At 70.5% G+C, this 19679-nt stretch carries 18 protein-coding genes; 11 read left to right on the forward strand and 7 right to left on the reverse strand.

Annotated elements, in window-relative coordinates; all coding sequences use genetic code 11:
- The first annotated feature begins 40 nt into the window (after positions 1–40).
- A complete protein-coding gene (locus ACQE3L_RS01320) occupies positions 41–184 on the forward strand; it encodes a hypothetical protein (RefSeq protein WP_426962000.1) in 144 nt (47 codons plus the stop codon).
- Between the two features lie 95 nt (positions 185–279).
- Here ACQE3L_RS01320 and ACQE3L_RS01325 read toward each other — a convergent pair whose 3' ends face one another.
- Entirely contained in the window at positions 280–462 is a 183-nt protein-coding gene (locus tag ACQE3L_RS01325; RefSeq protein WP_426962001.1) for a hypothetical protein, read from the reverse strand.
- A 166-nt stretch (positions 463–628) separates the two neighbouring features.
- On the opposite strand from ACQE3L_RS01325, the gene ACQE3L_RS01330 reads away from it, so the two are divergent.
- Entirely contained in the window at positions 629–1282 is a 654-nt protein-coding gene (locus ACQE3L_RS01330; RefSeq protein ID WP_426962002.1) for an AIM24 family protein, read from the forward strand.
- Between the two features lie 365 nt (positions 1283–1647).
- The gene (locus ACQE3L_RS01335) at positions 1648–2496 is read left to right on the forward strand and encodes a TrmB family transcriptional regulator (protein ID WP_426962003.1); all 849 of its coding nucleotides are present in this window, start codon (positions 1648–1650) and stop codon (positions 2494–2496) included.
- A gap of 48 nt (positions 2497–2544) precedes the next feature.
- On the opposite strand, the gene ACQE3L_RS01340 is transcribed toward ACQE3L_RS01335, so the two are convergent.
- Entirely contained in the window at positions 2545–2928 is a 384-nt protein-coding gene (locus ACQE3L_RS01340) for a PIN domain-containing protein (protein WP_426962004.1), read from the reverse strand.
- The gene (locus ACQE3L_RS01345) at positions 2925–3149 is read right to left on the reverse strand and encodes an antitoxin VapB family protein (RefSeq protein ID WP_426962005.1); all 225 of its coding nucleotides are present in this window, start codon (positions 3147–3149) and stop codon (positions 2925–2927) included. Before ACQE3L_RS01345 ends, ACQE3L_RS01340 begins: the two co-directional genes overlap by 4 nt.
- Before the next feature lie 192 nt (positions 3150–3341).
- Here ACQE3L_RS01345 and ACQE3L_RS01350 point away from each other — a divergent pair, with 192 nt between their 5' ends.
- The 4 genes from ACQE3L_RS01350 (at position 3342) to ACQE3L_RS01365 (ending at position 6803) form a co-directional block, all read left to right on the forward strand.
- Positions 3342–4490 (forward strand): NAD-dependent epimerase/dehydratase family protein, encoded by a 1149-nt coding sequence (locus tag ACQE3L_RS01350; RefSeq protein ID WP_426962006.1) that lies wholly within the window; start codon positions 3342–3344, stop codon positions 4488–4490.
- Positions 4483–5502, forward strand: coding sequence for an NAD-dependent epimerase/dehydratase family protein (locus ACQE3L_RS01355; protein WP_426962007.1), 1020 nt, complete (start codon positions 4483–4485; stop codon positions 5500–5502). The genes ACQE3L_RS01350 and ACQE3L_RS01355 overlap by 8 nt, the downstream gene beginning before the upstream one ends.
- Positions 5499–6503 (forward strand): NAD-dependent epimerase/dehydratase family protein, encoded by a 1005-nt coding sequence (locus tag ACQE3L_RS01360; RefSeq protein ID WP_426962008.1) that lies wholly within the window; start codon positions 5499–5501, stop codon positions 6501–6503. The genes ACQE3L_RS01355 and ACQE3L_RS01360 overlap by 4 nt, the downstream gene beginning before the upstream one ends.
- A gap of 87 nt (positions 6504–6590) precedes the next feature.
- Positions 6591–6803, forward strand: a complete 213-nt coding sequence (locus ACQE3L_RS01365; protein WP_058364925.1) for a hypothetical protein — start codon at positions 6591–6593, stop codon at positions 6801–6803.
- Positions 6804–6854: 51 nt separating this feature from the next.
- On the opposite strand, the gene ACQE3L_RS01370 is transcribed toward ACQE3L_RS01365, so the two are convergent.
- From ACQE3L_RS01370 to ACQE3L_RS01380, 3 genes are read right to left on the reverse strand one after another with little or no spacing between them, the layout of a single operon-like run.
- Positions 6855–10265, reverse strand: a complete 3411-nt coding sequence (locus ACQE3L_RS01370) for a pentapeptide repeat-containing protein (protein ID WP_426962009.1) — start codon at positions 10263–10265, stop codon at positions 6855–6857.
- A gap of 40 nt (positions 10266–10305) precedes the next feature.
- The gene (locus tag ACQE3L_RS01375) at positions 10306–14322 is read right to left on the reverse strand and encodes a pentapeptide repeat-containing protein (protein ID WP_426962010.1); all 4017 of its coding nucleotides are present in this window, start codon (positions 14320–14322) and stop codon (positions 10306–10308) included.
- A 5-nt stretch (positions 14323–14327) separates the two neighbouring features.
- A complete protein-coding gene (locus ACQE3L_RS01380) occupies positions 14328–14939 on the reverse strand; it encodes a YqhA family protein (RefSeq protein ID WP_426962011.1) in 612 nt (203 codons plus the stop codon).
- A gap of 150 nt (positions 14940–15089) precedes the next feature.
- On the opposite strand from ACQE3L_RS01380, the gene glmU reads away from it, so the two are divergent.
- Entirely contained in the window at positions 15090–16304 is a 1215-nt protein-coding gene (glmU, locus tag ACQE3L_RS01385; RefSeq protein WP_426962012.1) for a bifunctional sugar-1-phosphate nucleotidylyltransferase/acetyltransferase, read from the forward strand.
- Between the two features lie 2 nt (positions 16305–16306).
- The gene (gene glmS, locus ACQE3L_RS01390; protein ID WP_426962013.1) at positions 16307–18139 is read left to right on the forward strand and encodes a glutamine--fructose-6-phosphate transaminase (isomerizing); all 1833 of its coding nucleotides are present in this window, start codon (positions 16307–16309) and stop codon (positions 18137–18139) included.
- Between the two features lie 38 nt (positions 18140–18177).
- On the opposite strand, the gene ACQE3L_RS01395 is transcribed toward glmS, so the two are convergent.
- Positions 18178–18324 (reverse strand): DUF7550 family protein, encoded by a 147-nt coding sequence (locus ACQE3L_RS01395; protein ID WP_426962014.1) that lies wholly within the window; start codon positions 18322–18324, stop codon positions 18178–18180.
- Between the two features lie 162 nt (positions 18325–18486).
- Here ACQE3L_RS01395 and hisF point away from each other — a divergent pair, with 162 nt between their 5' ends.
- Both hisF and ACQE3L_RS01405 read left to right on the forward strand, forming a co-directional pair.
- Entirely contained in the window at positions 18487–19302 is an 816-nt protein-coding gene (gene hisF, locus ACQE3L_RS01400; RefSeq protein ID WP_426962015.1) for an imidazole glycerol phosphate synthase subunit HisF, read from the forward strand.
- 137 nt (positions 19303–19439) lie between these two features.
- Positions 19440–19658 (forward strand): DUF7511 domain-containing protein, encoded by a 219-nt coding sequence (locus ACQE3L_RS01405; RefSeq protein WP_058364932.1) that lies wholly within the window; start codon positions 19440–19442, stop codon positions 19656–19658.
- Positions 19659–19679 lie beyond the last annotated feature (21 nt).

Here is a 19679-nt window from a genome sequence, read left to right on the forward strand (position 1 = left end):
GCCGCACAACCGTTTTCGAGGTCCGTCCCGAAATTCCGGCATGGCCGACGACTCGATCCCCGAAGCCGGCGAGCGGGAGCGCTCCGGGAACGCGAACGGCGAAGCAGCCGACGAGGACGCGGACGGCCGGATCAACCGCCGTCTGGACCGGCTCGTCGACTTCCTCGCTACGTATCTCCCCTGACCTCGTCCGAGCAGTCCCGTCGTCGGTCGTTCGCGCGTGCGGCCGGCAGCGAAGCCACCCGCTCTGACTTACCGGAACTCCAAAGCGGGGACACTTCAGAGCGCCCGCAGGACCCGGTCGAGCGTGATCACACGCGTTTCGTCGGCCGGAAATGCCGGGCGGCGCTCGCTGTCGAACCGTTTCTCCACGTCGATCGTCGCGTGCGTCCTCGTCCGTTCGCGTATCGTCCCTTTGACCCGCTCGCCGTCCGCGAACTCGACGAGCACGGCGTCGCCCACGTCGAACTCCCTCTCGGACACGGGTCCACGTCCGCACGGAAACACAAAATACCGGGGCCTCGAGAGGTCCTTCGACCGTCTCGGACTACCGCCGCGATCCAGCCAGTAGCTTCTTTTCGCTGCGGGGCCATCCCTCGGTCGAGTTGCCCTCCAACTCGTGATCACGATGGACATCGACCAATTCAAAGCCGAACACGTCCCCGTGGAGTCCGACGAGCGCTTCCAGCTCGAGAACAGCTACACCCTCGACGTCGCGGTCGACGGGACCGCGATGGCGAAGGCCGGATCGATGGTGGCGTACACCGGCGACCTCTCGTTCAAGGGGAAGGCCTCGGCCGAGGGCGGGATCACCGGCTTCCTCAAGGAGGCGGCCTCCGGCGAGGGGACGCCCGTGATGGCCATCGAGGGGCAGGGTCACGCCTACCTCGCGGACGGAGGCAAGAAGGTGCAGGTGCTGGAGCTCGGCGCGGACGACGCGATCACCGTCAACGGCGAGGACGTGCTCGCGTTCGAGGACCGGATCTCCTACGAGATCAGCACGATCGACAGCCTCGCGGGCTCGCTCGCGGGCGGGTTCACCAACGTCTTCCTGAGCGGCCCCGGCTACGTCGCCATCACGACCCACGGCGACCCCGTCGTCGTCGAGCCGCCAGTCTCCACGGACCCCAGCGCGACGGTCGCGTGGAGCGGCACGTCGCCCGACGTCGAGGTGAACCGCAGCCTCTCGGACATGGTCGGGCAGGAGTCCGGCGAGCGCTACCAGATGCGGTTCGACGGACCCGACGGGTTCGTCGTCGTCCAGCCGTTCGAGGAGCACTGACGGCCGCCGTCCGGTCCGATTTTTCTCCCCGGTGCAGCGTCGAGCGAGAGTCGTCGCGTCGAAAAAGCCGTCATGTCGATCGGGGCTATCGGTATCGTGTCACAAGACGGTTCCTGGCGTCGGGAGATCGATCGGCGCGCCGGCTCCGGCGACCCCGGCGTCAGTCGTCGTCGCGGCCGTCCGAGAGGTGCTCCCAGATCTCGGTGCAGCCGGCGCCGTCGGGGACCTCGTCGAGGTGCGCGTCGTCGTCCGCGGCGGAGGATGAGGAGTTACTCATTTTCTGAGTAAGCCAACTCGGTATCGGGACATAAACGTTTCGGGGGACGACCAGCACGTACTTATCTCCGACGCGAGGAGGGGCGGGCATGTCCGAACGCGGCGACGAGTTCCTCTCGCGGCTCGACCTCACCGAGTACGAGGAGCAGGCGCTGGCGGAGCTCCTGCTGCTCGGCCGGTCGACCGCGCCGGAGCTGGCGGAGGCGACCGGGATCCCCAAGGCGCGGATCTACGGCGTGCTCGACGAGCTGGCCGAGGCCGGCTACGTGACCGTCATCCCCGGCCGACCGAAGGAGTACCGCCCGCACGACCCCGAGGAGATCGTCGACCGGGCGGTCCGCAACCGGCGGGACGAGTACGAGCGCTTCGCGGACGAGGTCGAGGAGACCCGCGAGGCGTTCGTGGAGCGGTACGCGCCAGTTCGTGACCGCGACGTGGACGAGCTCGGCCCGGCCGAGGACCTGTTCCACGTCGTGGACGTGGGCGAGCCGAGCGAGCGCGAGACGCGGCGCCTGTTCCGCGAGGCGGAGGCCGAGGCGTACGTGCTCACCAAGAGCCTCGGCTACATCGACGCCGTGAGACCCGCGCTCCGCGAGGCGGTCGACCGCGGCGTCGACGTGAAGGTGCTGATGCTCGCGCCCGAACACCTCTCCGAGGAGAACGCGGAGCGGCAGGCCGCGATCCGCGAGGAGCTGGCGGCCGACTTCCCCTCGGTCACCGTCCGCATCAGCGAGCGCGTGCTCCCGTGGCGCGGGACGTTCGTCGACCCCGACACCGACTACGAGGCGGGCCACGGGCTGTTCATGGTCGAACAGGAGGACGTGCCGAACCACCGCCGGCAGGCGGCCGTCACCGAGAACCCCTCCTTCGTCGCCGGGCTCTGGCAGTACTTCGACCTGCTGTGGCGCCACGAGAGCCGCCCGGCCGCGGAGGCGTGACGGGAGAAAAACGACGACCGGGAGAAACGGGGAGCCTCGGATCCTTCGTCAGTACGTCACCGTGTCGAGTCCGTCGACACGGTCGAAGTGGTCGTCCCGAGAGACGATCGTTGCACCTCGATCCCGGCAGACGCCCGCGATCAGCACGTCTCCGAGGTTTATCCGTTCCCCCGCGGCGAGGAGCTCGCTCTCGATGCGGGCCGCCTCGTCGGCCGCTGACCCGTCGAGCGGGAGCGGGTCCACCCAGTCCAGCGCGTCGGCCACGTCGTCGATCCGATCGCCGCTCGTCGTCCGAGCGGCCCCACGATAGACCTCGAACAGCGAGAGCGCGGGAGAGTGCATCGGCTCGCCGGTTCGTTCCGCGAGGAACCGTTTCGTCGCCTCTTCGCCGTCGAGGTAGTCGACGAGAAAGGAGGTGTCCAGCGCGATCATCGTCTCGCTCGCTCGCGCACGTCAGCGTCGAGGTCGCGCCGAGTTCCCTCCACGGCCTCGCGGAACCCCTCGACGTCGGACATCGCTCCGAACCCGTCAAGCACGTCGCGCTCCCCGTCAGTCAGCCGCAGGATCGTGTCTGTGAAGCTCTCACCCGGGCGCTTGTGTTTCTTGAGGCTCTCGTACGCTTCCTCCGTGATGGTCAGACTCTTCGTGGGCATAGACGTAGGCGTACGTCTACATTTCTCCCGCGGTCTCAAAAAGTTCCGGGCCGCGCAGGGTGTTCCGGGCCGCGCAGGGTGTTCCGGGTCGCGCGGGGGTGTTCCGGGTCGCGCGGAGGTGGACGCCCCGGTTCGACCGCGCTGGCGAAGGGGAAAGGACTTAACACCGGGTTACTCACGTTTCGAGTAACGATGACCGTGCTGCTCACCGGTGCGGACGGCTACCTCGGGTGGCCGACCGCGCTCCGTCTGGCGGACCGACTCGACGAACGCATCGTCTGCGTCGACAACTTCGCGCGCCGCGAGTGGGTCGCGGAGTCGGGCAGCGTCTCCGCGACGCGCGTCGAGGACCCTGCGGAGCGGTTCGAGAGCGTCGAGAACCTGAGCCTCGTCGAGGGGGACCTCGCGGACCGCGACTTCGTGCTCCAGCTGCTGGAGACTCACGAGCCGGACACCGTCCTCCACGCGGCCGCGCAGCCGAGCGCGCCCTACTCCTCGATCAACGGCGAGCGCGCGCTCTACACGCAGCGCAACAACGTCTCGATGAACCTCAACCTCCTCCACGGGCTCGCGGAGTGCGGACTCTCGGACACGCACTTCATCGAGACGACGACGACCGGCATCTACGGCGCGCCCCACTTCCCCATCCCGGAGGGCGGGCTGGAGGTCGAGCGGAAGGGCGGCAGCGACGAGGTGCCGTTCCCGGCGATGGGCGGCAGCTGGTACCACCAGACGAAGTCGTTCGACGCCGCGAACATGCGGCTCGCCGAGTCGCAGTTCGACTTCCCGATGAGCGAGGTCCGGACCGCCATCGTCTACGGCACGGAGACGGCCGAGACGCGGGCGCACGACAGCCCGACGCGGTTCGACTTCGACTACTACTTCGGCACCGTCGTCAACCGCTTCTGCGCGCAGGCGGTGGCCGGCTACCCCCTGACCGTCTACGGCAAGGGCGAACAGCGCAAGCCGATGGTGAGCCTGGAGGACGCCGTCGAGAGCCTCGTCCGACTGGTCGAGGAGGGCCCCGAGGCCGACGACGAGATCACCATCTACAACCAGGTGACGCGGCCGGTCGCCATCGTGGAGCTCGCGGAGACCATCGCCGAGGTCGGCGACGAGTTCGGCCTCGACGCGGCGGTCGAACACTACGAGAACCCGCGCGACGAGGACGAGGAGCACAAGATGGAGATGGAGAACGAGCGGTTCCTCGAGCTCGTCGGCGGCCAGCGACAGACGCTGGAGGAGGGGATCCGCGACGTGCTGGCGACGCTCGTCGAGGAACAGGACCGGATCGCAGCCCACGAGGACCGGTTCCTGCCCGGCGTGCTGACCGATGAGTGACGCCGGAGGGGATCGCGCGGCCGACGGCGACGCCGACCGGCGCGTCCTCGTCACGGGCGGCTGCGGCTACATCGGAAGCGTCCTCGTCCCCCAGTTGCTCGACGACGAGCGCGTGGGCGAGGTCGTCGTCCTCGACTCGCTGTCGTCCGGCTCCCCGGCCAACCTCGCGGGGAGCGTCCGGGACGACCTCCGGTTCCGGCGCGGCGACGTGCGCGAGTACGGCGACGTGGAGGGCGCGGTCCGCGGCGCGGACGCGGTGGTCCACCTCGCGGCCATCACGGGGGCGGCCTCGACCCACGACCGCGAGGCGGAGACGTTCGCGGTCAACCGCGACGGCACCGAGAACGTCCTCACGGCCGCCGGCAAGTTCGGCGTGGACAACGTCGTGCTCGCCTCCTCGTGTAACAACTACGGCCGCGCGGCCAGTACCGACATCGACGAGGAGACCGACCAGAACCCGCTGAACCCCTACGCGGAGTCGAAGGTCGCCGCGGAGGGACTGCTCGCGGACGCGATGGCGACCCACGGCTTCGACGGCACCGCGCTCCGGATGAGCACCAACTACGGCTGGTCGCCGGGCGTCCGGTTCAACCTCGTCGTGAACCACTTCGTCTTCCGCGGGCTCACCGGCCGCCCGCTCACCGTCTACGGCGACGGGAGCAACTGGCGTCCCTTCATCCACGTCCGCGACGCGGCCCGCGCGTACGCCCACGCGGCGCTGGAGCCGGAGTCGTGGCCCGAGCGGGTGTACAACGTCGGCTCCAACGAGGGGAACTACCGGATCGCGGAGATCGCCGAGGTCGTCCGCGAGGAGCTGGACCGCGACCTCGACGTGACGTACCTGGAGGACGAACACCCCGGCCCCTCCTACCACGTGAACTTCGACCGGCTCGCGGAGACCGGCTTCGAACCCGAGTGGACCCTCCGGGAGGGGATCCGGGACATGGCCGTGGAGTTGCGGGGGACCGACCCGGCCGCCGGGACGCCCGCGGAAGCAGGTGACCACTCATGAGCAACGACGACGGAACGGACGACGAGGCACCGGGAGCCGAACCGACGATAGCGGTCACGGGCGCGGCCGGCTACATCGGCAGCCGCGTGGTGGCCGCGATGCGGGAGCGGCACCCCGACTGGACCGTCACCGCGCTCGACAACCAGTACCGCGGACAGGTCGACGCGGTCGGCGACGTCGAGGTCGCACACGTCGACATCAGGAACCGCGACCGACTGGAGGACGCGCTCGCGGGCGCGGACGTCGTCTGTCACCTCGCGGCGATAAGCGGCGTCGACGACTGCGAGGAGCACCCCGACCTGGCCTACGAGGTGAACGTCACCGGGACGAACAACGTCGCGTGGTTCTGCCGCAAGACCGGCGCGGCGCTCGTCTTCCCGTTCAGCATGGCCGTGCTCGGGGACCCCGAGTCGTTCCCCATCACCGCCGACCAGCCCCGCGACCCCCTCAACTGGTACGGCCGCACGAAACTGCTGGGCGAGCGGTCGATCGAGACGTTCGCGGACGGCGCGTTCCCCGCGCACCTGTTCCTGAAGTCGAACCTCTACGGCGAGCACGTCGTGGACGGCACGGAGGTCGGCAAGCCCACCGTCATCAACTTCTTCGCGGACCGCGCGCTCGCGGGCGAGCCGCTCACCGTCTACGAGCCGGGCTCGCAGGCGCGCAACTTCGTCCACGTCAAGGACGTGGCGCGGGCCTACGTCGACAGCGCCGAGTGCCTGCTCGCACAGCTCGACCGCGGCGAGACCGGCACGGAGACCTACGAGATCGCCGGCACGGAGGACATGAGCGTGATGGCGGTCGCGGAGATCGTCAGCGAGGCCGCCGGCGACCTGCTGGGGACGGCGGTCGACGTGGAACTCGTCGAGAACCCCCGCGGCGCGGAGACGATGGTCGAGGAGTTCGGCGTCGACGTCTCGGCGGCGCGGGAGACGCTCGGGTGGGAGCCCGAGGAGAGCGTCGCGGACTCGGTCCGCCGGCTGCTCGAGCGTCACTCGTAGGGGGCCGCCGGCCCCCGTGCGCCTCCGCCGATCGTACCAACGCAATAAGTTTTATTAGCTGACGTATGTCAAGAGTTGTCTGTACTCATGGGACTGTTCTCGACGGACTGCGCGTACTGTGGCGACTCGGGTGCCAAGGAGAACTGCAGCCAGTGCGGGATGAACTTCCACGCCGACTGCGCACAGCGGCGTGGAGATCTCCAGATCAAAGAGGAGAGCGGCGGACTCCTCAGTTCGGGGTCGACGCACTACCGGTGGGCCTGTCCGAACTGCAACCGGCGGTCGAACGGCACGATCTGAACGCGGGTCGCGGCGTCGTTCCTCTCGGGGGACTCGAGGGGAGCCGACCGCCTACCACGCGACGCGCCGCCCGAGCACGAACACGACGAGCGCGAGCAGCAGCGCGCCGAGGAACGACTCGAGGCCGGCGAGCGTCCGGGCGGTCGTCCCGACCGGCTGGATGTCGCCGTAACCGAGCGTCGTGAAGGTGACCATGCTGAAGTAGAGGTTCTTCCCGAGGATGATGAGTCCCTCCGGCGTCAACAGCGCGCTCAGGCTGTCGATGCCGTCCGTCGTGAGGTCGCTGGCCCCGCGGGTCCCCTCCGTCAGCGTCGCGTAGAGGAACCCCCAGGTGACGATGGCGAACGCGGAGATGTAGATCACTCGCCAGAGCCGCTCGCCGTAGCCGCAGGTCTGGTAGAGCACCCCGTTCCCGACCCACTTGCCCGCGGCCGTCAACCGGGCGAGCGGGTCGGCCGCGCCGTCCGCGTCGCCGTCCGCGCGGAACGCGATGGCGGCGTTTTTCCGGCGCCGGTAGGTCATCTCCTTGATGAAGAACTCCGAGGCGGCCTTCCTGTCGCCGAAGTCGGCGGCGCCGTTCTTGGCCTTGAGGTAGGTGCTCTCGAGGACCGCCGGGTCGGTTATCGGCTCCACCTCGGGGAAGCGCGACGACTCCGCGGGCGCCCACTCGTGGATCACCCAGTCGTTGCGCGCGAGCGACTCCTTGTGGCGGGTGAAATCGAAGTCCTCGAACGTGGTGTTTTTGAACCGGAACTCGTCGAAGAGGTCCCGGCGGTCGCCGGTCAGCCGCACCTCGCCCAGCGTCGCTCCGGTCAGGTCGTAGACGGGGGGGTCCTCCGCGGGCTGGGTGATCCGGCCGCCGGCCAGCGTCGCGTGGCTCATGTCGACCGCCTGCATCCCGGCCGCACACGACGCGCGCATCGTGACGCGCTCGTCGAACCGGACGTGGGCGAAGTCGGCGGGCGCCGCGAAGGTGACGCCCTCGAACGTTGCGTAGTGGAACCGCGCCCGCTCGAAGGTGACCTCGTCGTGGAACGTCGCGCGGTCGAACGCGCCCAGTTCCCTGAAGCGGACGTCCTGGAAGTTCGCGCCGCCGCGGACCTCGACGCCGGTGAAGTTGGCGTACTCGAACCGGGCCTGTGCGAACGCGGCGTCGCCCTCGAAGACCGCGTCCTCGAACGTCGCGTCGTCGTTCTCGTGGTTGGTCTTCCCGCGGAACTCCGTCGCCCTGAAGTTCGCCTCCCCGGCGAAGCGGACGCCCGCGAACGAGGTGTCGTCGTCGAACCGGATCCGGTCGAACGACGCGGCGCCGGCGAACTCGGCGCCCGCGAAGCCGGCCGCCTGCTCGAACACCGCCCCCGAGAACGTCGCGTCCCCGCCCACGGAAACCCCCTCGAAGCTGGCCGTTCCGGTGAAGCGGCTCTCCTTGAAGCCGAGCTCGGCGGCCACCTGCACGCCGTCGAAGCGGGCGTAGCGGAACTCCACCCGCTCGAAGTCGGCGGTGGCCGCGAACGTCGCGTCCTGGAAGTCGGCGTCGTCGACGGCGTGTTCGCCGCCGTGGAACTCGCTCCCGCGGAACGTCGCCGGCGCCTCGAAGGCGACGTCCGCGAAGCAGACGTCGTGGTCGAATCGGCTTCGCAGGAACACCGCGCGGTCCCTGAAGGTGGCCCCCTCGAAGGTCGTCGTGTCGTCGAACCACGCCTCCCTGAACGCCACGGCGCCCTCGAAGGCGACGCCCGCGAAGGTGGCGGTCGCGACCCACGCCCGGTCGAAGTCGGCCCGGTCCTCGAAGGTGGCGTCCTCGAACGAGACGGCGTCCTCGACCGTGTTTCCGCCCGAGAACGCGACCCCCGACGCGTCGACCGGCCCCTCGAAGGCGGCCCCGTCGAAGGCGGCCGCGCGCCCGAACGACGCGCCGACCAGCACGAGGGGCCCCTTGAACGTCGCGTCGACGGCGGTCGTCTCGCCGAACTCCCCTCGCCGGAAGTCGGCCTCGCTCTCGAACGTCGCGTCGGCGAGGCTGAGGTCCTCGTCGTCGACGTTGTCGCCGCCGCGGAACTCGACGCCCCGGAACGAGGCGTCGTCGCGGAACGCCGCCCCCGAGAAGTCGGCGTCGTCGTCGAACCGCCCCTCGTCGAACGTCACCGTCCCGGCGAACGCCGCCCCGGCGAACACCACCTCGCGGTCGAACGTCGCGTGCGCGAACCCCGCGGTCGCCCCGAACCGGGCGTCAGCGAACGTCGCGAACCGGAACCGGGCCATCTCGAAGTCGACGGGTCCGCGGATCTCAGCGTCCCTGAACGAGAGGTCCTCGTCGTCGGCGTTGTCCCCGCCGCGGAACTCCGCCCCGGTGAAGTCGGCCCCCTCCTCGAGAACGAGCGACGAGAAGTCGGCGTCGCCGGCGAAGCGGACCTCGCCGAAGTCGACCCCAGCGCGGGCCTCGACGCCCCGGAAGTCGGCGTCGCCGTCGAACGCCGCGTCGGCGAACGTCGCCTCCCCTTCGAAGACGACCTCGTGGAAGTCCGCGAACGCGAAGCGGGCCGCGGTGAAGCTCGCCCGCCCGGCGAACGTGGAGCGCTCGAAGTCCGCGTCGTCCGAGAGCACGTTATCGCCGCCGCGGAACTCCGCGCCCCGGAAGTCGGCCGCCCCCCCGAAGGCCACGTCGATGAACTCGGCGTCGCTGTCGAAGGTCGCCTCCGCGAAGCCGGCGTCGGCCTCGAAGGTCGTCCCCTCGAAGTCGGCGTACCGGAACTCCGCTTTCAGGAACGTCGCGTCGCCCGCGAAGACGGCGTCCTCGAAGCAGACGTCGTCGTCGAGGAGGTTGGCGTCGCCGCGGAACTCCACGCCCCGGAAGCTCGCGGGACCCTCGAAGCGGGCCCGGCGAAAGCAGGTGTCGCCGTCGACCCGCGTCTCGTCGAGGGTCGCCTCGCCCGCGACGCGGAGGCCGGACGCCTCCAGGTCGTCCGCGAACGTCGCCCCGGTCAGCGAGACGGCGTCGACGGTCGCCTCGTCCAACAGCCACGCGTCCTCGAGTTCGGCGTCGCGACCGTCGATCGCGGCCACGCTCGCGTGCCGCAGGTCGACCGCCTGTTTCACCGTCGCCCGTTCGACGTCGACGGTACCGTCGACGACCGCGTAGCGCAGGTCTATCGGGTGGTTGTCGGCCCCCTCGACGATCAGGTAGCTCAGGTCGATCCCCTCGAACCTGGCGCCGAGGAACTGCTTGCGGCGCCGTCCGCCCTCGCGGACCGCCGACAGAAACCGCTCGCGCAGCGCGTCGTCGTCGACCCCGACCTCGCGGCGCCGCTCCGGCGACAGGTGGAACGGGCACCTGTCGGTCCCCTCGACGGCCTCGCGGTGGCACTCCCACGCCTCCGCGGGGCCGTGGTGGTTGGCCGCGGCTCTCGGCTCCTCGTCGGCCTCGCGTGCGGGCTCTAGCCGGTACTCACAGCGGTCGCTCACGGGGCGGTCACCCCGTGGCGCGGCCCCCGCGAGCGGCGCGTCACCACGCGACCCGCCTCCCGAGCACGAACACGACGAGCGCTATCAACAGCGCGCCGAAGTACGCCTCGAGGCTGGCGAGCCATCGGGCGAGGGAGCTTCCGGGAGCGCCGACGTACTCCAGCGTGATGAACGTCGCCGTGCTGAAGTACATGTTCTGGCCGACCGCGAGGAGGCCGTCGGGGGTAGCGAACTCCGCGGCGCTGGTGACCGTCCGCAGGCTCGACCCCTCGCCGCCGGTGGGGACGATCGTGTACAGCAGCGCCCAGAACACGATCGCGACGCTGGAGATGTAGACGATCCGCCAGAGCCGCTCGCCGTAGCCGCAGGTCTGGTAGAGCACGTTGTTGCCGGCCCACTTGCCGAGCGCGCGGACCCGGCCGAGCGCCCCCACGTCGGAGGCGTCCTCGGCGTCGCCCTCCCACGGGACGAACGCGTCGACGGCGTCGTGGGTCGCGAGGTTGGCGTTCTCGGCCACGTCGTAACCCGCCGCGATCTTCCAGTTCTTCTTGCGCCGGTAGATCATCTCGCGGATGAAGAACTCGGCGGCGGCCTTGCGGTCCCCGTAGTCGCTGGCGCAGTTCTTCGCCTTCAGGTAGGTGTTCTCCAGCGTCGCGGGGTTGTCGATGGCGGCGACGCTCCCCTCCGGGATGACCGCGTCGCCGGCCGCGAACTCGTGGATCGACCACCCGTTCTCCGCGAGGTGCGCCTTGTGTGCGCTGAAGTCGAACCCATCGAAGTCGGTGTTACAGAACCGGAAATGGTCGAAGAGCGGGTAGGCGCTGTCGGAGTGGTCGAGCGTGACCGAGCCCACGACAGCGTCGGTGAGGTCGTAAAACGCGCTGCCGACCTCGGGTTGGCCCATCGTCCCGCCGCCGATCGCCGCGTCGCGGAGGTCCACCAGCGTCTCCCCGCGCTCGCCCGCTTCGGGCCGGAACGCCGCGCTCTCGCTGACCGTCACCCCCACGAACGTCGCCGCCTCGCCGAAGGTCGTCCCTCGGAAGTTGGCGTACGCGAAGGTGACGCGACCGAAGTCGGCCCCCGCCTCGAAGACGGCGCCGCCGAAGTCCGCGTCCTCCTCGTGCATGTTCGCGGTCGCCTCGAACTGCGAGGCCCGAAAGCTCGCGCCGTCCCGGAACCGCGCCTCCGCGAACGTCGTCGCCTCGTGGAACAGCACCTTCTCGAAGGAGCCGGCCGCCCGGAACGACGCTCCGGAGAAGTCGACCGTGGACTCGAACTCGACGCCGTCGAACGCGGCGGCCCCCTCGAAGACGGCGTCGGCGAACCGCGCCTCGCCCTCGAAGACGGCGTCGGGGAACGCCGCCTCGCCGCGGAACGTCGCCCCGGCGAAGTTACCGAAGCGGAACGTCGTCAGACCGAAGTCGGCGTCGTCGCCGAACGTCGCTCCGGTGAAGTCGGCGTCGTCGACGGTGTAGGCCCCGCCCAGAAACTCCGTCCCCCGGAAGGTCACGCCCGCCTCGAAGGCGGCGTCCGCGAAGCAGGCGTCGCTCTCGAACCGGATCTCCATGCAGTCGACGGGCGCGGCGAAGGCGGCGCCCGTGAGGTCGACGGCGCCCTCGAACGCGGTGAACGAGAGGTCGACCGTCCCCTCGAAGACGGCGCGCTCGGCGTGGAACCCGTCGAACGACGACCGCGAGAGCGTCGCCGCGCCCGCGACGGTCGCGTCGTCGAACCCCGCGGTCCCGAACTCGACGGCGTCGAAGTCGGCGTCGTCGCCGAAGGCGGCACCGCCGAACGCGGCGTCGTCGGCGTCGTCGGTCCAGCCGTCGAACTCCGCGCCGAAGAACGTCACCGCGCCGCCGAAGGTGCAGTCCTCGAAGCGCCCGTCGCGCCGGAAGTGCGTCTCCTCGAAGGACGCGGTCGCCTCGAACGTCGCGCCCATGAACCGGGCGGTCTTCTCGAAGGTCGCGCCCGCGAAGGTGGCCGGCCCGGTGAACGTCGCGTCGGCGAACTCCGCGTACGCGAGGGCCGCCTTCTCGAAGGTCGCCTCGCCCGCGACGGTCGCGCCGGCGAAGGTCACGTCGTCGTTGAGGACGTTGTCGCCGCCGCGGAACTCCACGCCCGCCGCGTCGAGGTCGCCGCCGATGGACGCGCCGTCGAAGGCGGCGTCGTCGCGGAAGCGGGTCTCCTCGAGCGAGAGCGTCCCGCGGACGGTGGCGTCGGAGAACTCCGCGTCGTCCGCGAACACCGCGGCGTCGAAGCCCGCTCGCCCGGTCACCTCGATCCCCCGAAAGGCGGCGTATCTGAACCGCGCGGCCTCGAAGTCCGCGTCGCCGTCGACGGTCGCGTCCGCGAAGGTCACGTCGTCGTGGTTCACGTTCGCCTCGCCGTGGAACTCGGCGCCGCGGAACGAGGCGTCGGCGTCGACGCGCACGTGGGAGAAGTCGGCGTCGCCGCGGAACCGCGCCTCGTCGAAGTCGGCCCCGTCGGCGAACGTCGTCCGGTCGAAGCGCGCCCGCTGGGCTATCCGAACGCCCGCGAACCGCGCGTCGTCGCGGAAGGCGGCGTCGGTGAACGTGGCGTTGCGGAACGCCGCGGCGCGGAACACTGCCGGACCGTCGAAGGCCGCCTCCCGGAACGTGGCGTCCTCGTCCTCGAGGTTGTCCCCGCCGTCGAACTCGGCGCCGGCGAAGCTCGCGGCCGCTTCGAAGGCGGCGCCCGCAAACGAGCAGTCCCGCCGGAACCGCGCCTCGTCGAACGAGCAGTCCCCGGAAAACGCCGCGGCCGCGAACGAGGCGTCGTCGCCGAAGACGGCGTCGTCGAAGACGGCCGAGGCGAACGCGGCGCCGTCGAACCGCGCCACGGTGAAGACCGCGCCGTCGAACCGGGCGGCGTCGGCGAACGTCGCGTCCGCGAAGGTGAGGTTGTCGTCGGTGGCGTTGTCCGACCCCTCGAACTCCGCGCCGAGGAACCGAACGGCGTCGGCGAACGCGGCCGATTCGAAGCTCGTGTCGCCGAGGAACCGGGCCTCCGCGGCCTCGAAGGTTCCCTCGACGCGCACGTCGTCGAAGAAGGCGTCCTCCGCGAAGGCGGCGTCGTCGAAGGCGGCGTCCCCCTCGAAGGCGGCGCCCGTGAAGTTCGCCAGCGTGAACTCCGTGCGCGTGAACGCCGCGTCGCCGCCGAACCGCGCGCCCGAGAAGTCGGCGTCGTCGTAGAGCACGTTGGCGTCGCCGTGGAACTCGGCGCCGCGGAACGACGCGCCGGCGTCGAAGGCGGCGTCCCTGAACTCGCCGTCGCCGGTGAACGTGGCCTCGTCGAAGGAGACGGGCTCGCGGAACGCGACGCCGACGAAGTCCGCGTACCTGAACACCGCCTTGCGGAACGACGCCCCGGCGTGGAAGACGGCGTCCTCGAAGCAGGCGTCGTCGTCCTTGAGGTTGGCGTCGCCGCGGAACTCCACGCCGTCGAAGGAGGCGTCCGCCTCGTAGACCGTCTCGCGCAGGCAGGTGTCGCCGTGGAACCGGGCCTCTTCGAACCGGACCTCGTCGCGGAACGTCGCTTCGATGAGGTCGACGTCGCCCTCGAACGTCGCGCTCGTCACGTCGAAGCGCCCCCCGACCGTCACCCCGGACAGGTCACACCGATGCGCGAAGGCGGCCTCGCGCCAGTCGACCGCGTCGAGCCGGGCGTCCCGCAGGTCGACCGGCTGGCGAAGGTCCGCATTGCGCGCCGCGAACGTCCCCTCGACCCGCGCGTGCCGGAGGTCGATCGGATACCGGTCGGCGGCGTCGACCACCAGGTGGTCAAGCGTCGCCGCCGGCAGGTGCGCGCCGACGAACTGCTTGGTCCGGCGGCCGTCGGCCGCGGCGGCCTCGCGGAGGGCCGACTCGACCGCGGCCGCGTCGACGCCGAGCTCCTCGCGCCGCTCGGGCGGGAGGTGGAACACGCAGCGGTCGGCGTCCTCGTGTTCCTCGTGCGGGCAGGTCCACGCCTCCGCGAGGGTGCTCTCCCGGTCCCCCTCCCACTCGGCGGGATCGAACCGGTAGGAACACGCCACGGGGATCACTCCGTGGCCCACTTGAAGAAGCCGAGGCTGACCGCCAGGATCGCCGCCCCGGCCGGGATGATCAGGTAGAGCATCGGGTCCTCGAACCCGTCGACGTTCGCGATCATCTGCTCGAAGAACTGGATGGCGAGGATGACCAGCACGAGCTCGATCAGCTTGTTCTTGAGCTCGCCGGTGGAGTCGAACTTGAACCAGTCGGGCCGGACGCCGGCGTGTTCAGCCGGGTCGAGCTTGCTGATGAAGAAGTCGTAGATCCCGAACGAGAAGATGACAAGGATGATCCCGATCAGGAAGGCGTCGAGCGCCTTGACGATCGGGAGGATCACGGCCTCGCCGCTGGACTGCCCCTGGATTATCAGCGCGTACAGCGCCTTGTACGTGTCGTAGGCGCCGACGTAGAACATCACCAGCGACCCGACGAACGAGACGAGCACCGGCACCAACAGCAGGTACCGGAGCCGGAAGAAGGAGGGCTCGAAGTAGGCGTCGAGCCACTGCTCCATCGAGTCCTTCTCCGCGTCATCCACCTGACTGACGGCCGTTCCGGTTCCGCCGGCCGTCCCGACCTCACCACCACCACCGTCCGACCGCGTATCGTCACCCGACATTGGATAGGGACTTGTGACCCCGACACACACTTTACTTTTTTGCCACCTCCGTCCCCGATGTGGCGGTTGAGCGGGCGAGGTCACCCGCGCTCGCGTCACGGGAATCGCGGACGACGGAGGATTTATCGGCGGACGGGGCGACCATCGTCCATGACCAGCGAACCCGTCACTGCCGTCGTCCTCGCGGCGGGCGAGGGGCGCCGGCTCGCGCCGCTGACGAACCGGCGGCCGAAGCCGATGCTCCCCGTGGCGAACCGGCCAATTCTGGAGTACGTCGTGGAGGCGGTCGCCGACGCCGGCATCGACCGCGTGGTGCTCGTCGTCGGCTACCGCGGCGAGCGCATCCGGAACCACTTCGGCGACGGCCGCGAGTGGGACCTCGAGATCGAGTACGTCGAGCAGTCCCACCAACTCGGCACCGGCCACGCCGTGTTGCAGGCCGAGGACGCGGTCGGCGACCGGTTCGTCGTCCTCAACGGCGACCGGATCGTGGACGCGTCGATCGTCCGCGACGTCCGCGACGCGACCGTCGACGGCCGGAGCCCCGTGATGGCGGTGACCGACGTGGAGCACCCGCGCGAGTACGGCGTCGTCAGCCTCGAGGGCGGGCGGGTCGTCGGCGTCGAGGAGAAGCCGGAGGCGCCGGTCGCGGCCGGCCGGATAAACGCCGGGGTATACGGGTTCTCGGCCGCGATCTTCGACGCGGTCCGCGACACGTCGCCGGCGGGCGAGCTCGGGATCACGGACACGCTCGACCGACTCGCGCGCGAGTCGTCGATCGAGGCGGTCGAGTACCACGGCGACTGGTACGACGTCTCCCACCTCTGGGACCTGCTCGCGGTGAACGCCTCACTCGTCGGTGCCGCCGGCGCGGGCGGGGGAAGCGGGGATGACGGACCCGACGGGACCGGCGACGCCGGAGCGACCGACGCCGGTCCGGCACACGCGGCGGTCGCGGACGACGTGGTCGTGGGCGCGGACGTGCGCTTCGGCCCGGGCGCCGTCGTCGGCGGGAGCACGGCGCTGGGGCGGAACGTCCACGTCGGCGCGACCGCGGTGGTCGAGAACGCGGTCGTCCTCCCGGACACGGTCATCGAACCGGGCGCGGTGGTGCGCGACGCGATCGTCGCGGGCAACGCGCGGATCGGCGCGAACGCGACCGTGGCGGGCGGCACGGCGACGCTCGTCGTCGACGGCGAGGCCCACGAGGACGTGCGACTCGGCGGCGTCGTCGGCGACAACGCGACGGTCGGCGGCGGCGCGACGCTCGACGCCGGCACCGTGATCGGCGACGACGCGACGGTCGATCCGGGGGTCGCGCTCGACGGTCGGATAGAGACCGGCGCGGTCGTCAGGAGGGGGTAAACATGTGCGGGATCATCGGCTACGTCGGCGACGAGGCGGCCGGCCCCATCGTCTACCGCGGCCTGGAGAACCTGGAGTACCGCGGCTACGACTCCGCGGGGATCGCGCTCGTCGACGGCGCGGCGGGCGCGGGCGAGGAGCGGGCGGGCGCCGAGGGGCTCACCGTCACGAAGCGGTCGGGCGAGGTCGCGAACCTCGACGTTCCCGACTCCGAGGCCACCTGCGGGATCGGCCACACGCGCTGGAGCACGCACGGGCCGCCGACGGACGCGAACGCGCACCCCCACACCGACTGCGAGGGGTCGGTCGCGGTCGTCCACAACGGCATCGTCGAGAACCACGAGACGCTCAAGGCGGAGCTGTCCGACCACGCGTTCACGAGCGACACGGACACCGAGGTCATCCCCCACCTGATCGAGGAGGAACTGGCGGCGGGCGCGGACCTCCGGACCGCGGTCGAGCGCATCGACGACCGGCTGGAGGGGAGTTACGCGATCTGTGCGGTCCACGAGGCCGCCGAGCGCATCGTCGTCGCGCGACAGGACAGCCCGCTCGTCCTCGGCCACGGCGAGGCGGCGTCGTTCGTCGGCAGCGACGTGACGGCGTTCCTCGACCACACGCGCGACGTGACGTACCTGGAGGACGGGGACGTGGCGGTCCTGGAGCCGGGACGCGTCGACGTGTTCCACGACGGCGAGGCGGTCGACCGCCCGGTCGAGACGGTCGAATGGGAGGCCGACGCCGCGGAGAAGGCCGGCTACGAGCACTACATGCGCAAGGAGATCCACGAGCAGCCGACCGCCCTCAGGCAGGCCATCTCGGGGCGGCTGGACGCCGACCGCGGCGCGGTCGACCTCGACGTCGAGTTCCCGGAGCCGTTCCTCAACAGCCTCGACGAGGTGCAGATCGTCGCCTGTGGCACCTCCTACTACGCGGGCCGGTACGCGGCGGAGCTGATCGAGGAGTTCGCCGACGTGCGGACGACGGTGGAGATCGCGAGCGAGTACGAGTTCGGCGGCGGGCGCGACCCCCACCGCACGCTGACGATCGCGGTCACGCAGAGCGGGGAGACGGCCGACACGCTGGGGGCGATCCGGCGCGCCGCGGCGGCCGGCGCGCGGACGCTCGCGGTGACGAACACCCTCGGTAGCACCATCACACGCGAGGTGGACGACGCGGTGTTCATCCGCGCGGGCCCGGAGATCGGCGTCGCGGCGACCAAGACGTTCGCCTCGCAGGTGACGACGCTGGCCATGCTCGCGGTCGCGCTCGGTCGCGGGCGCGACGCCATGTCGGCCGCGCGGGCCCGCACCGCCGTCGAGAACCTCCGCGGGCTGCCCGGCGCGGTCCAGCAGGCGCTCGACGCGGAGGACGCGGTGCGGGCGGCCGCCCGCGAGTACGGCGATTCGGAGGCGTTCTTCTTCGTCGGCCGCGAGCTCGGCGTCCCGGTCGCGCTCGAGGGGGCGCTGAAGCTGAAGGAGATCTCCTACGACCACGCGGAGGGGTTCGCGGCCGGCGAGCTGAAACACGGCCCCCTCGCGCTGGTGACCCCGGAGACGCCCGTCCTCGCGGTGCTGACGGACGGCGCGAAGCCCCGGGAGACGATGAACAACGTCACCGAGGCACAGACGCGCGGCGCGCCCGCGCTCGGTGCGGTCTCGGCGGGCGAGAAGGCGGACGCGCTCGACGAGGCGTTCGCCGTCCCCGAGGCGGGCGTCGTCGAACCGCTCGTCGCGAACGTCTACTTCCAGCTGTTCGCCTATCACGTCGCCAACGAGAAGGGGCGATCAATAGACAAGCCGCGGAACCTCGCGAAGAGCGTCACCGTGGAGTAAGAGGCGGATCAGCCCGGATTCACCGTCTTCGACCGCCGTCAGGCGAGCAGCAGCGGGACGCCGTACGCGACCGCGAGGCCGGCGAGGAGGACGACGAGGCCGATCCCGACCTCGCGGCCGCCGAAGTCCTGCATCGGTGCGGTTACGCGCTCGTCCGGGTCCGGCTCGTGCGAGTGGTCTGCCATGGGCGACGGTGCGTTCGCCCGGTACAAAAGCGCACCCGATCCGGGCCGGTCGGAACGGGTGAGCGAGCGTGGGTCCCGGAACGGCCGACGTTGCGTCCTTTTTGTAGCCACGGCCGGCGTCGCGCCCTTTTTGTAGCCCGCGGCGCGAAATCCTCCCAACGAATGGGCCTCACGAAGCGGATCATCCCCTGCATCGACGTGGACCTCGACGAGGACGGGAACGCGGCCGTCTACACGGGCGTCAACTTCGAGAACCTGGAGTACACCGGCGACCCGGTCGAGCTGGCCGAGAAGTACAACGAGTCTGGCGCCGACGAGTTCGTCTTCCTCGACATCACCGCGAGCGCCGAGGGACGCGAGACGATGCTCGACGTGGTCTCCGCGGTCGCCGACGAGTGCTTCATCCCCCTGACGGTCGGGGGCGGCATCCGGACGAAGGCGGACATCAAGGAGACGCTCCGCGCGGGCGCGGACAAGGTGTCGATCACCACCGGCGCGCTGGAGCGCCCCGCGCTCATCGAGGAGGGCGCGGCCGCGTTCGGCTCCCAGTGTATCGTCATCTCCGTCGACGCCCGCCGCCGGTACGACGACGCGGGCGAGCACTACGTCGAGGTCGACGGCGAGGACGTCTGGTTCGAGTGCACCAAAAAGGGCGGCCGCGAGGGGACCGGGATCGACGCGGTCGCGTGGGCCGCGGAGGCCGAGGCGCGCGGCGCCGGGGAGCTGTTCGTCAACTCCATCGACCGCGACGGGACGAAGGACGGCTACGACGTGCCGCTCATCCGGGCGGTCTCCGAGGCGGTCTCGACGCCGGTCATCGCCTCCTCGGGCTGCGGCGGCCCCGAACACGTCTACGAGGTGTTCGAGGAGGGCGGCGCGGACGCCGCGCTGGCCGCCTCCATCTTCCACTACGGCGAGTACACCATCGAGGAGGTCAAGGAGTACCTCGACGAGCGCGGCGTGCCCGTGCGGCTCTGACCGGCCGGATATCCGGCGCTTCGAACGGCCACGACACCGTCGCGAACCCCGTCTCGATCCGGCCGCCCTCCCGGGATCCACACCTGATAATCGGATCGGACCACCTTTTTACCCCGACGCCCAATCGTCGGATACACATGTCCACCACGCAGTCCGGAGGACCTGTCGGCAGCGGGGCACCGCCGCGGCGAGCACCCGGCGAGGACGACTCGCCGCTCGTCTGCCAGCGAGCCGAGGGTCCGAACGGCGACGAGGAGTGGACGTTCTACGAGGCGGACCGCGAGCCGGAGCGCCGGACGACGCGCTGGCTCACGGTCGCGGACGCGGACGTGGTTCCCGCGGCCGACTGGCGATAGTCGGTCGGTGACGCGGCCGGC

This window comes from Haloparvum alkalitolerans, assembly GCF_050122995.1.
In the GTDB taxonomy this organism is placed as follows: domain Archaea; phylum Halobacteriota; class Halobacteria; order Halobacteriales; family Haloferacaceae; genus Haloparvum; species Haloparvum alkalitolerans.